Consider the following 12,435-nt stretch of genomic DNA (forward strand, 5'->3'; position numbering starts at 1 on the left):
ACATGGCTGTAGATGATACTCAACCGCTGATTACGCACCTCATAGAGCTGCGTAAGCGTCTGTTAAACTGCATTATTGCGGTTCTCGTTATTTTTCTATGCCTGGTCTATTTCGCCAACGATATCTACCAGGTGGTTTCTGCGCCGCTGATCAAGCAGATGCCGCTGGGCGCAACGATGATTGCAACAGACGTTGCTTCTCCGTTCTTTACCCCCATCAAGTTGACCTTTTGGGTGTCGTTGATTGCCTCTGCGCCCGTCATTCTGTACCAGGTGTGGGCCTTTGTGGCGCCGGCACTGTATAAGCACGAACGCAAGCTGGTCATTCCGCTGCTGGTATCCAGTTCGCTGCTGTTCTATATCGGCATGGCGTTTGCCTATTTCGTTGTCTTCCCGCTGGCCTTCGGCTTCCTGACACATACCGCGCCGGAAGGCGTCCAGGTGTCGACGGATATCGCCAGCTATCTTAGCTTTGTGATGGCGCTGTTTATGGCGTTTGGGGTGGCATTCGAAGTGCCGGTGGCCATTGTGCTGCTCTGCTGGGTAGGGGTCACCACGCCGGATGACCTGCGTAAGAAGCGTCCGTATATCCTGGTCGGCGCCTTCGTGGTCGGCATGCTGTTGACCCCGCCGGATGTATTCTCCCAGACGCTGCTGGCCATACCGATGTACTGCCTGTTTGAGGTCGGCGTCTTCTTCTCACGTTTCTACGTGGGTAAAGGGCGTCGGTCGGATGACGAAGACGATACCTCCGACAAGACCACTGAAGAGTAAAACCAGCCGCCCGTCAGGGCGGTTGTTATATGGGGATTCGCATGTTTGATATCGGACTCAACCTGACCAGCTCGCAGTTTGCGAAAGATCGTGATGAGGTGGTTGCGCGCGCGTTTGCCGCTGGGGTGAAAGGGCTGCTGCTGACGGGCACCAACCTGCATGAGAGCGAGCAGGCGCAGCAGCTGGCGCAACGCTACGAACGCTGTTGGTCTACCGCTGGCGTGCATCCTCACGACAGCAGCCAGTGGACCCCGGAAAGCGGGGAAACCCTGCGCAGGCTGGCGAAGACACCAGAAGTGGTGGCGATTGGCGAATGCGGCCTCGATTTCAACCGTAACTTTTCCACGCCTGAAGAGCAGGAAAAGGCATTCACTGCCCAGCTTGCGCTGGCGGCAGAGCTTGAAATGCCCGTATTTATGCACTGCCGCGACGCGCATGAGCGTTTCCTGACTCTGCTGGATCCGTGGCTCGAGAAACTGCCCGGCGCGGTGCTGCACTGCTTCACCGGCTCACGGCAGGAGGCGCTGGAGTGCCTGGAGCGCGGGCTTTATCTGGGGATTACCGGCTGGGTTTGCGATGAGCGCCGCGGGCTTGAGCTTCGGGAGCTGCTACCGGCGATCCCGGCTGACCGGTTGCTCCTTGAAACGGATGCGCCCTATCTGCTCCCGCGCGATATGCAACCCAAACCGGCATCGCGACGCAATGAGCCCGCTTATCTGGGGCACATAGTTGAGCGTGTCGCGATGTGGCGCGGAGAGGATCCGCACTGGCTTTCCGCACAGACGGATGACAACGTGCGTAATCTGTTTGGGATAAACGTTTAAAGTTTGCGGAAGTCAGTGTTTTTAACGCTCTGCAGCACCTGCTTGTTCAGCAGATTAAGCAACAGCATAGAGCGCGCTTCCCCGTCCGGCTCGGCAAAAATCGCCTGAAGGCCTTCGAAAGCCCCTTCGGTAATCACGACGCTATCGCCCGTGTAGGGCGTTTCCGGGTCGGTAAGGTCTTCGGGCTGCTGATAAATCGACAGCTGGTGGATGACCGATGAGGGAACCGTCGCGGGGTGAGCGCCGAAGCGAACAAAATGGCTGACGCCGCGCGTGGCGCTGATGGTGGTGGTGTGGATCACCTCCGGATCGAACTCCACGAACAGGTAGTTCGGGAACAACGGCTCGCTAACGGTTGTGCGCTTCCCGCGCTGCATTTTTTCAAGCGTGATCACGGGCGTCAGGCAATTGACTGACTGACGTTCAAGATGTTCCTGCGCGCGCTGAAGTTGCCCGCGTTTGCAATACAGTAAATACCAGGCCTGCATAATCACTCTTTCCCTTAGTTCGGGGCGCAAGCATATCAAAACCCTGGCGGGATCGCTAAGTTGATTATAATGGGCGAAAATGGGACAGAACGCATAACTTCACGCTAATTTAACAAAATTACAGCATCAAGCAGTCTTACGCCGTATAATGAAGCGCTTACAGAGAGGCCATGATTAACTGCATGAAATACCACGATCTCCGCGACTTCCTGACGCTGCTGGAAAAGCAGGGTGAACTCAAACGTATAACACTTCCTGTCGATCCTTATCTGGAGATGACAGAAATTGCTGACCGCACCCTGCGTGCCGGTGGCCCCGCATTACTGTTTGAAAATCCGAAAGGGTACGCCATGCCGGTGCTGTGCAACCTGTTTGGTACACCGCGTCGCGTCGCACTGGGGATGGGGCAGGAAGACGTCACGGCCCTGCGTGAAGTCGGTAAGCTGCTGGCCTTCCTGAAAGAGCCGGAGCCGCCGAAAGGCTTCCGCGATCTGTTCGACAAGCTGCCGCAGTTTAAGCAGGTGCTAAACATGCCCACCAAACGCCTGCGCGGCGCGCCCTGCCAGCAGAAGGTGCTGGAAGGCGATGCGGTTGATTTGACTAAAATCCCTATCATGCAGTGCTGGCCGGAAGATGCCGCGCCGCTGATCACCTGGGGACTGACCGTCACGCGCGGTCCGCACAAAGAGCGCCAGAATCTTGGTATTTACCGCCAGCAGTTGATTGGCAAGAATAAGCTCATCATGCGCTGGCTGTCGCATCGCGGCGGCGCGCTCGATTTTCAGGAGTGGTGTGCAGCGCGCCCGGGTGAACGCTTCCCGGTGTCTGTCGCGCTGGGCGCCGATCCGGCCACCATTCTGGGAGCCGTCACGCCCGTACCGGATACGCTCTCGGAATATGCCTTTGCAGGCCTGCTGCGCGGAACGAAAACGGAAGTCGTGAAGTGTATCTCTAACGATCTCGAAGTTCCGGCCAGTGCAGAAATTGTGCTGGAAGGTTACATTGAGCAGGGTGAACTGGCGCCAGAAGGCCCTTACGGCGACCACACCGGCTATTACAACGAAGTGGATAACTTCCCGGTGTTCACCGTGACGCACATTACGCAGCGTGAAGATGCGATTTATCACTCCACGTATACCGGGCGTCCACCGGATGAACCGGCAGTACTGGGCGTGGCGCTGAATGAAGTGTTTGTGCCGATCCTGCAAAAGCAGTTCCCGGAAATTGTTGATTTTTATCTGCCGCCTGAAGGATGCTCGTATCGCCTGGCGGTCGTCACGATGAAGAAGCAGTATCCTGGTCACGCGAAACGCGTGATGATGGGCGTGTGGTCTTTCCTGCGCCAGTTTATGTATACCAAATTTGTTATTGTCTGCGATGATGACGTTAACGCCCGCGACTGGAATGACGTAATCTGGGCCATTACTACGCGAATGGACCCGGCGCGCGATACGGTGTTAGTCGAAAACACGCCGATAGATTACCTGGATTTTGCCTCGCCGGTTTCCGGCCTTGGCTCAAAAATGGGACTGGATGCCACAAATAAATGGCCTGGCGAAACCGATCGTGAATGGGGTCGCCCGATCAAAAAAGATCCTGCTGTGACCGCGCGCATTGATGCGATCTGGGACGAACTGGCCATAATGAATAACGGTAAACCCTGAACTGACCGTTAAGCCCTATAGACTTCCCGACAGAGAGAGCGAATGACAACCTTAAGCTGTAAAGTGACCTCGGTAGATGCCATCACCGACACCGTATATCGCGTCCGTTTAGTGCCAGAAGCGCCATTCTCTTTCCGCGCGGGTCAGTATCTGATGGTCGTGATGGATGAGCGTGATAAGCGTCCTTTCTCTATGGCCTCAACGCCAGCGGAGCAGGAATTTATTGAGCTTCATATTGGTGCGTCAGAGCTTAACCTGTATGCGATGGCCGTCATGGACCGCATTCTTAAAGAGCGCGAGATAGTGGTGGATATTCCGCACGGTGATGCGTGGCTGCGCGATGATGAAGACCGTCCGCTGATCCTGATTGCCGGTGGTACAGGTTTCTCCTACGTGCGCTCCATTCTGCTGACCGCCCTGGCGCGTAATCCCGACCGTGATATCACCATCTACTGGGGTGGCCGTGAAGAGAAACACCTGTATGACCTGTCCGAACTCGAAGCGCTGAGCGTCACCCATCCTAACCTGCGCATTGAGCCGGTGGTTGAGCAGCCGGAAGAGGGCTGGCGCGGGCGTAGCGGTACGGTACTGACGGCAGTGCTGCAGGATCACGGTACGCTGGCAGGACATGACATCTATATTGCAGGGCGTTTCGAGATGGCGAAAATCGCCCGCGATCTGTTCTGTAACGAACGTGATGCGCGTGAAGACCGCCTCTTTGGCGATGCGTTTGCCTTCATTTAAATAAAAAACCCGCCCCTGACAGGCGGGAAGAACGGCAACTAAACTGTCTCTCTTCGCCAGTGACACGACCGGCGGCGAGGTACCTCTCGTAGGCCGGGAAAGCGCAGCGCCTCCCGGCAAAAGCCCGATGGCGCGATGCTTATCGGGCCTACGTTATAGCCTTACACTCTCTCAAACACCGTCGCGATACCCTGACCCAGACCGATACACATCGTTGCCAGACCAAACTGGGCATCTTTGCGTTCCATCAGGTTGATCAGCGTCGTGCTGATACGCGCCCCGGAACAGCCCAGCGGGTGTCCGAGGGCGATCGCGCCGCCGTTGAGGTTAATCTTCTCGTCGATCTGCTCCATCAGCCCCAGATCTTTAATGCACGGCAGGATCTGCGCGGCGAACGCTTCGTTCATCTCAAACAGATCGATGTCGCTGGCGGTTAAGCCCGCTTTTTTCAGCGCCAGCTTTGAAGCCGGAACCGGGCCGTAGCCCATGATCGACGGATCGCAGCCCACGACCGCCATCGAACGCACGCGGGCGCGAGGCGTTAACCCCAGCTCGCGGGCGCGGCTTTCGCTCATCACCAGCATCGCGGCGGCGCCGTCGGACAGCGCCGACGAGGTCCCTGCCGTGACCGTACCGGTGACGGGGTCAAACGCCGGACGCAGGGTGGAAAGCGCTTCGACGGTGGTTTCCGGGCGAATGACTTCATCGTAGCTGAACTGCTTCAGAACGCCGTCTGCATCGTGGCCGCCGGTCGGGATGATCTCGTTCTTAAAGGCACCGGACTGCGTGGCGGCCCAGGCGCGAGCGTGAGAGCGCGCGGCAAAGGCATCCTGCATTTCGCGGCTGATGCCGTGCAGGCGGGAGAGCATCTCGGCGGTCAGGCCCATCATCCCCGCCGCTTTCGCCACGTTGCGGCTCATGCCGGGATGGAAGTCGACCCCGTGGCTCATCGGGACGTGACCCATGTGCTCGACGCCGCCCACCAGGCAGGCCTGCGCATCGCCGGTCATGATCATGCGGGCCGCGTCGTGCAGCGCCTGCATTGACGAACCGCACAGGCGGTTGACGGTGACGGCCGGAACCGAATGCGGGATCTCCGCCAGCAGTGACGCGTTGCGGGCGATGTTGAAGCCCTGCTCCAGGGTCTGCTGCACGCAGCCCCAGTAGATATCGTCCAGCGCAGCCGGATCCAGCGCCGGGTTACGCGCCAGCAGGCTACGCATCAGGTGCGCGGAGAGGTCTTCCGCACGCACGTTACGGAACGCGCCGCCTTTTGAACGGCCCATCGGGGTGCGAATCGCATCAACAATGACAACCTTTTCCATTGTGACTCCTTAAGCCGTTTTCAGCTCGCCAACCGGACGGGCTGGCTCAACTGCGGGATAGTAGGGTTCGTTATGGCGCGCTTTATTACGCAGCCCTTCCGGCACTTCATACAGCGGGCCGAGGTGCTGATACTGCTGGGCCATATCGAGATAGCGTGCGCTGCCGAGCGTGTCCAGCCAGCGGAACGCGCCGCCGTGGAACGGAGGGAAGCCGAGGCCATACACCAGCGCCATGTCGGCTTCTGCCGGGCTGGCGATAATGCCTTCTTCGAGGCAACGCACCACTTCGTTAATCATCGGGATCATCATCCGGGCGATGATTTCATCGTCTGTGAAGTCGCGTTTTGGCTGACTGACGTCGGCCAGCAGGCCATCCACCGCCGGATCTTCTTCTTTCTTCGGTTTGCCTTTGCTGTCTTCTTTATAGCGCCAGAAGCCCAGGCCGTTTTTCTGACCGAAGCGGTTAGCGTCGAACAGCGCGTCAATGGCGTCGCGATAGTCTTTCTGCATGCGCTGCGGGAAACCTGCCGCCATCACCGCCTGGGCGTGGTGGGCGGTATCAATGCCCACAACGTCCAGCAGATACGCCGGGCCCATCGGCCAGCCGAACTGTTTTTCCATCACTTTGTCGATTTTGCGGAAGTCCGCGCCGTCGCGCAGCAGCTGGCTAAAACCGGCGAAGTAAGGGAACAGCACGCGGTTGACGAAGAAGCCCGGGCAGTCGTTAACGACGATCGGCGTTTTGCCCATCTTGCTGGCCCATGCCACCACTTTAGCGATGGTGTCGTCAGAGGTTTTTTCCCCGCGGATCACTTCGACCAGCGGCATACGGTGTACCGGGTTGAAGAAGTGCATACCGCAGAAGTTTTCCGGACGCTTCAGCACGCTCGCCAGTTCGCTGATTGGAATGGTGGAGGTGTTAGAGGCCAGAACGGTACCCGGGCGAACCTTGTCTTCCGTTTCCGCCAGCACCGCTTTTTTCACTTTCGGGTTCTCGACGACGGCTTCGACCACCACGTCGACACGGTCGAAACCGCTGTATTCCAGCACGGGCTGAATGGTGGAGATCACGCCTGCGAGCTTCAGTCCGTCAATTTTTCCGCGTTCCAGCTGTTTATTCAGCAGCTTGGCCGCTTCGGTCATGCCCAGCGTCAGGGATTTCTCGTTGATGTCTTTCATCACTACCGGCACGCCTTTCCAGACCGACTGGTAGGCGATGCCGCCACCCATAATGCCCGCGCCGAGTACCGCCGCATGTTTTGGCGTCTCAACGTTTTTGGTCAGCTGTTTGGCTTTCCCTTTTACGAACTGATCGTTGAGGAAGATACCGACCAGCGCGCGCGCTTCATTGGTGTGCGCCAGCGGGACAAAGCTCTGATTTTCGAGCTTCAGCGCTTCATCGCGCCCGAAACGGGCAGCCGCTTCAATGGTTTTCACCGCCGCGATCGGCGCCGGGTAGTGTTTACCCGCCGTCTGCATCACCATGCCTTTGGCTATGGTGAAGCTCATGGTGGCTTCAATCTTGCTGAGTTTTAACGGTTCCAGCTTCGGCTGGCGTTTGGCCTTCCAGTCCAGATCGCCGTTAATGGCCTGACGCAGAATGGCGAGTGCGCCTTCAACAAGCTTCTCAGGTTTCACCACGCCGTCGACCAGGCCAATTTTCTGCGCCTGTTCTGCGCCGACGTCTTTACCCGCGGCAATGATCTCCAGCGCGCTGTCGGCGCCCAGCATGCGCGGCATACGGACGGAGCCGCCAAAGCCCGGCATAATGCCCAGCTTGGTTTCCGGCAGGCCGATGCGCAGATCCGGCGTCGCCAGGCGGTAGTCGGTCGCCAGCACGCACTCACAGCCGCCGCCCAGCGCGTAGCCGTTAACGGCGGAAATGGTCGGGACAGGCAGATCTTCCAGACGATTAAAGACGCTATTGGCAAAGTGCAGCCACTGGCTCAGCTGTTCTTCCGGCACCAGGAAGAGCGAAAGGAATTCGGTGATATCGGCACCGACGATAAAGGCCGCTTTGTTCGAGCGCAGCAGCAGCCCTTTTAATTCAGTTTGTTTTTCCAGAACATCCAGCGCCTGGCCAAGACTGGCCACCGTCGCGGTATCGAGCTTATTGACTGAGCCGGGGGCATCGAACACGAGTTCGGCAATGCCATCTTCCAGCCAGTTGAGGTACAGGGTGTCGCCTTTGTAGAGCATGTCAGTCTCCTGAATCCAGCAAGTGGATCTGGTCATACCAGATGAGTCGGAGTGTGGGATTTATGTTAATAAAATGCAAATTACTCATTAAGAAATTGCTGCATTGATCACGGTCGGTGGAAATCACGCAGGCGGAGTGAGGTGTGCTAAGATGCGATGACTTGAGGTCAAAAAACGAAAGGAATAATGATGGACTCACTGGCTTCGCTTTATAAAAATCATATCGTTACCCTACAGGAACGTACCCGCGATGTACTGGCCCGCTTTAAGCTGGATGCGCTGCTGATCCACTCCGGCGAGCTGATGAATACCTTTCTGGATGACCACGCTTATCCGTTTAAGGTGAACCCACAGTTTAAGGCCTGGGTACCAGTGACGCAGGTTCCCAACTGCTGGCTGCTGGTGGATGGTGTGAACAAGCCGAAACTGTGGTTCTACCTGCCGGTCGATTACTGGCACAACGTTGAGCCGCTGCCGACCTCTTTCTGGACGGAGGAAATTGAGGTCATTGCGCTGCCAAAAGCGGACGGGATTGGCGGCCAGCTGCCTGCCGCGCGTGGCAACATCGCTTATATTGGCCCTGTTCCGGAGCGTGCATTAAGCCTGGATATTGCGGCAGACAAGCTCAACCCGAAAGGGGTGCTGGATTACCTCCACTATTACCGCGCGTATAAAACCGACTACGAACTTTACTGCATGCGTGAAGCGCAAAAGACCGCGGTAAACGGTCACCGTGCGGCGCATGAAGCCTTCCAGTCCGGCATGAGCGAGTTCGATATCAACCAGGCGTACCTGACCGCCACCGGTCATCGCGATACCGACGTGCCGTACAGCAACATTGTCGCGCTCAACGAGCACGCGTCCGTCCTGCACTACACCAAACTGGATCACCAGGTTCCTTCAGAAATGCGCAGCTTCCTGCTGGACGCAGGGGCAGAGTACAACGGCTACGCGGCCGATCTGACCCGCACCTGGGCGGCAAATGCGGATACCGATTTTGCACAGCTGATCAAAGATGTGAACGATGAACAGCTGGCGCTGATTGGCACCATGAAGGCGGGCACCAGCTATGTGGACTACCACATCCAGTTCCATCAGCGCATTGCTAAACTGCTGCGTAAGCATCAGATTGTGAAAGACATGAGCGAAGAGGCGATGGTCGAGAACGATCTGACCGGGCCCTTCATGCCGCACGGTATCGGCCACCCTCTGGGCCTGCAGGTGCACGACGTTGCGGGCTTTATGCAGGATGATACCGGTACGCACCTGGCGGCACCGTCTAAATATCCTTACCTGCGCTGCACCCGTATTCTGGAGCCGCGCATGGTGTTGACGATTGAACCGGGGATCTACTTTATCGAATCCCTGCTGGCGCCGTGGCGTGAAGGCCAGTTCAGCAAGCACTTCAACTGGGCAAAAGTTGACGCGCTGAAGCCGTTTGGCGGCATTCGTATCGAAGATAACGTGGTGATTCACGAAAACGGTATCGAGAACATGACGCGAGACCTGAAGCTGGCCTGATGGAAAGCTGGCTGATACCGGCTGAACCGGTCACCTTTGTTGAGGAAATCAAGAAAAGCCGCTTTATTACCCTGCTGGCGCATACCGACGGCGTAGAGGCGGCAAAAGCGTTTGTCGAGTCCGTCCGGGCTGAGCATCCTGACGCCCGTCACCACTGCGTGGCGTGGGTAGCAGGGCCGCCGGACGATTCGCAGCAGCTGGGGTTTTCCGATGACGGTGAACCGGCGGGCACGGCCGGTAAACCCATGCTCTCGCAGCTGATGGGTAGCGGCGTGGGTGAAATTACCGCCGTGGTGGTGCGCTACTACGGCGGCATCCTGTTAGGTACGGGTGGGCTGGTAAAAGCGTATGGCGGCGGCGTTCAGCAGGCACTGAATATCCTGAAGACCACCCGCAAAACGCCTCTCACCGAATATACTTTGTTATGCGATTACGCCCAGCTCTCGGGTATTGAAGCGCTGCTGAGGCAGTTTAACGGTGTCATCGCACACAGTGAATATCAGGCGATGGTGCAATTACGCGTGGCGCTTCCTCAGGCGGAACTGGCTGCTTTTTCAGCAAAACTGGCTGATTTTAGTCGTGGTTCGTTGCAATTGCTGCCGATTGAAGAATAATCCCCACCTCACTTTTGAATACCAAAGGAAGCGGCAGAGATGCATTTTCGTGCCATAACCCGAATCGTTGGACTGCTGGTCATACTCTTTTCCGGGACGATGATTATCCCTGGACTGGTGGCGCTTATCTACCGGGACGGGGCGGGGCGGGCATTTACCCAGACCTTCTTTGTCGCGCTGGCGATCGGCTCCCTGCTGTGGTGGCCGAACCGTCGTCAGAAAGGTGAGCTGAAATCTCGCGAAGGCTTTCTGATTGTGGTCCTGTTCTGGACGGTGTTGGGGAGCGTCGGTTCGCTGCCCTTTATCTTCTCTGAACAGCCTAACCTGAGCATCACGGATGCCTTTTTTGAATCCTTCTCCGGCTTAACGACGACCGGGGCCACGACGCTGGTGGGGCTGGATTCGCTGCCGCACGCGATTCTCTTTTATCGCCAGATGCTGCAGTGGTTCGGCGGTATGGGGATCATCGTCCTGGCGGTGGCCATCCTGCCGATTCTGGGCGTCGGGGGGATGCAGCTCTATCGCGCCGAAATGCCAGGACCGCTGAAAGATAACAAGATGCGGCCGCGTATTGCCGAGACGGCGAAAACCCTGTGGCTGATTTATGTCTTGCTGACGGTAGCCTGTGCGCTGGCGCTATGGTTTGCCGGGATGCCTGCGTTTGATGCTATCGGACACAGTTTTGCGACGATTGCCATCGGCGGGTTCTCCACCCACGATGCCAGCGTGGGCTATTTCGACAGCCCAACGATTAACACTATCATAGCCATTTTCCTGCTGATCTCCGGCTGTAACTACGGCCTGCACTTCTCTTTACTGAGCGGGCGCAGCCTGAAGGTGTACTGGCGTGACCCTGAGTTCCGCATGTTCATTGGGGTCCAGCTGACGCTGGTGATCATCTGTACGCTGGTGCTGTGGTTCCATGATGTCTATAACTCCGCGTTGACCACGCTAAACCAGGCCTTCTTCCAGGTGGTGTCGATGGCGACGACCGCCGGGTTTACCACGGACAGCATCGCCCGTTGGCCGCTGTTCCTGCCGGTGCTTCTGCTCTGTTCCGCGTTTATCGGCGGCTGTGCGGGGTCGACGGGCGGTGGTCTGAAGGTGATCCGTATTCTGCTGCTGTTCAAGCAGGGCAACCGTGAGCTGAAGCGTCTGGTCCACCCAAATGCGGTCTACAGCATCAAGCTGGGGAACCGCGCGCTGCCGGAACGTATCCTCGAAGCGGTGTGGGGATTCTTCTCGGCGTATGCACTGGTCTTTATCGTCAGTATGCTGGCGATTATCGCGACGGGTGTGGATGATTTCTCCGCCTTTGCGTCCGTCGTCGCAACATTGAATAACCTCGGGCCTGGCCTGGGCGTGGTGGCGGATAACTTTGCCAGTATGAACCCGGTCGCGAAATGGATCCTCATCGCCAATATGCTGTTTGGTCGTCTTGAGGTCTTTACGCTGCTGGTGCTGTTCACCCCTACATTCTGGCGCGAGTAAGGAGCCGTTGATGAAAACATTGATTCTTTTCTCTACGCGAGACGGACAAACGCGTGAGATTGCCGCATACCTTGCATCGGAATTAAAAGAGTTGGGTATTTACTCGGATGTGGTGAACCTGAACCGTGCGGAACAGATTGCCTGGCAGGATTACGACCGCGTGGTGATTGGTGCATCTATTCGTTACGGGCATTTCCATCCGGCGCTGGATCGCTTTGTGAAAAAGCACACGGCAGTACTCAACAAAATGCCAGGCGCGTTTTACTCGGTCAATCTGGTTGCGCGTAAAGCGGAGAAGCGCACGCCACAGACCAACAGCTACACGCGCAAGTTTTTACTCAGCTCGCCGTGGCAGCCAGACCTGTGCGCCGTTTTTGCCGGCGCGCTGCGCTACCCTCGCTACCGCTGGTATGACCGCTTTATGATCCGTCTAATTATGAAGATGACGGGGGGAGAAACCGATACGCGTAAAGAAGTGGTTTATACCGACTGGTCGCAGGTAGCCAGTTTTGCGCGGGAAATCGCACATTTAACGGGCGATTCGCGACTTAAATAAGCGTTAAGTTTGAAAAGTGAGCGAACGAAAAGTTTTTTGTATTTTGTGCTTGTCACTTCAGAATAACTCCCTATAATGCGCCTCCACTGACACGGAACAACGGCACACACGCCGCCGGGTCAGCAGAGAATAGCGAAAATAAACGCTTGACTCTGAAGCGGGAAAGCGTAATATGCACACCCCGCGCCGCAGCGAAAACGAAGCGGCACTGCTCTTTAACAATTTATCAGACAATC

At 57.0% G+C, this 12,435-nt stretch carries 11 protein-coding genes; 8 read left to right on the forward strand and 3 right to left on the reverse strand.

Translation table 11 applies throughout. The annotated features are described in order from the left end of the window. Positions 1 to 2: 2 nt before the first annotated feature. Both tatC and tatD read left to right on the forward strand, forming a co-directional pair. Positions 3 to 773, forward strand: coding sequence for a Sec-independent protein translocase subunit TatC (tatC, locus tag FHC52_RS16655; RefSeq protein WP_008501520.1), 771 nt, complete (start codon positions 3 to 5; stop codon positions 771 to 773). A 41-nt stretch (positions 774 to 814) separates the two neighbouring features. After that, positions 815 to 1,597 carry a 3'-5' ssDNA/RNA exonuclease TatD gene (gene tatD, locus FHC52_RS16660; protein ID WP_126289434.1) on the forward strand — a complete coding sequence of 261 codons (783 nt, stop codon included), beginning with the start codon at positions 815 to 817 and terminating at the stop codon, positions 1,595 to 1,597. Here the strand turns inward: tatD and rfaH are convergent. Next, positions 1,594 to 2,085, reverse strand: coding sequence for a transcription/translation regulatory transformer protein RfaH (rfaH, locus tag FHC52_RS16665; RefSeq protein ID WP_008501518.1), 492 nt, complete (start codon positions 2,083 to 2,085; stop codon positions 1,594 to 1,596). The genes tatD and rfaH overlap by 4 nt on opposite strands. Before the next feature lie 170 nt (positions 2,086 to 2,255). Here rfaH and ubiD point away from each other — a divergent pair, with 170 nt between their 5' ends. Beyond that, entirely contained in the window at positions 2,256 to 3,749 is a 1,494-nt protein-coding gene (gene ubiD / locus FHC52_RS16670) for a 4-hydroxy-3-polyprenylbenzoate decarboxylase (protein WP_008501517.1), read from the forward strand. A gap of 42 nt (positions 3,750 to 3,791) precedes the next feature. After that, positions 3,792 to 4,493, forward strand: coding sequence for an NAD(P)H-flavin reductase (gene fre, locus FHC52_RS16675; RefSeq protein ID WP_008501516.1), 702 nt, complete (start codon positions 3,792 to 3,794; stop codon positions 4,491 to 4,493). 161 nt (positions 4,494 to 4,654) lie between these two features. On the opposite strand, the gene fadA is transcribed toward fre, so the two are convergent. Beyond that, complete coding sequence (gene fadA / locus FHC52_RS16680; RefSeq protein WP_008501515.1) at positions 4,655 to 5,818, reverse strand: acetyl-CoA C-acyltransferase FadA; 1,164 nt, start codon at positions 5,816 to 5,818, stop codon at positions 4,655 to 4,657. Positions 5,819 to 5,827: 9 nt separating this feature from the next. Beyond that, complete coding sequence (gene fadB / locus FHC52_RS16685) at positions 5,828 to 8,017, reverse strand: fatty acid oxidation complex subunit alpha FadB (protein WP_220420150.1); 2,190 nt, start codon at positions 8,015 to 8,017, stop codon at positions 5,828 to 5,830. A gap of 189 nt (positions 8,018 to 8,206) precedes the next feature. On the opposite strand from fadB, the gene pepQ reads away from it, so the two are divergent. From pepQ to hemG, 4 genes are read left to right on the forward strand one after another with little or no spacing between them, the layout of a single operon-like run. Next, entirely contained in the window at positions 8,207 to 9,538 is a 1,332-nt protein-coding gene (gene pepQ, locus FHC52_RS16690; protein WP_128299392.1) for a Xaa-Pro dipeptidase, read from the forward strand. Beyond that, positions 9,538 to 10,152, forward strand: a complete 615-nt coding sequence (locus FHC52_RS16695) for an IMPACT family protein (RefSeq protein ID WP_008501512.1) — start codon at positions 9,538 to 9,540, stop codon at positions 10,150 to 10,152. Before pepQ ends, FHC52_RS16695 begins: the two co-directional genes overlap by 1 nt. 39 nt (positions 10,153 to 10,191) lie before the next feature. After that, entirely contained in the window at positions 10,192 to 11,643 is a 1,452-nt protein-coding gene (gene trkH / locus FHC52_RS16700; RefSeq protein ID WP_008501511.1) for a Trk system potassium transporter TrkH, read from the forward strand. 10 nt (positions 11,644 to 11,653) lie between these two features. After that, entirely contained in the window at positions 11,654 to 12,199 is a 546-nt protein-coding gene (gene hemG / locus FHC52_RS16705; RefSeq protein WP_008501510.1) for a menaquinone-dependent protoporphyrinogen IX dehydrogenase, read from the forward strand. Positions 12,200 to 12,435: the final 236 nt, after the last annotated feature.

Origin of the sequence: Enterobacter sp. EC_64, from assembly GCF_019584165.1 — a bacterium.
Lineage (GTDB): Bacteria > Pseudomonadota > Gammaproteobacteria > Enterobacterales > Enterobacteriaceae > Enterobacter > Enterobacter roggenkampii.

Coding starts and splice junctions, on each gene's coding strand:
- tatC (WP_008501520.1), top strand. CDS start 3: ATGGCTGTAGATGATACTCAACCGCTGATTACGCACCTCATAGAGCTG.
- fadB (WP_220420150.1), bottom strand. CDS start 8,017: ATGCTCTACAAAGGCGACACCCTGTACCTCAACTGGCTGGAAGATGGC.
- FHC52_RS16695 (WP_008501512.1), top strand. CDS start 9,538: ATGGAAAGCTGGCTGATACCGGCTGAACCGGTCACCTTTGTTGAGGAA.
- pepQ (WP_128299392.1), top strand. CDS start 8,207: ATGGACTCACTGGCTTCGCTTTATAAAAATCATATCGTTACCCTACAG.
- tatD (WP_126289434.1), top strand. CDS start 815: ATGTTTGATATCGGACTCAACCTGACCAGCTCGCAGTTTGCGAAAGAT.
- fadA (WP_008501515.1), bottom strand. CDS start 5,818: ATGGAAAAGGTTGTCATTGTTGATGCGATTCGCACCCCGATGGGCCGT.
- rfaH (WP_008501518.1), bottom strand. CDS start 2,085: ATGCAGGCCTGGTATTTACTGTATTGCAAACGCGGGCAACTTCAGCGC.
- hemG (WP_008501510.1), top strand. CDS start 11,654: ATGAAAACATTGATTCTTTTCTCTACGCGAGACGGACAAACGCGTGAG.
- fre (WP_008501516.1), top strand. CDS start 3,792: ATGACAACCTTAAGCTGTAAAGTGACCTCGGTAGATGCCATCACCGAC.
- trkH (WP_008501511.1), top strand. CDS start 10,192: ATGCATTTTCGTGCCATAACCCGAATCGTTGGACTGCTGGTCATACTC.
- ubiD (WP_008501517.1), top strand. CDS start 2,256: ATGATTAACTGCATGAAATACCACGATCTCCGCGACTTCCTGACGCTG.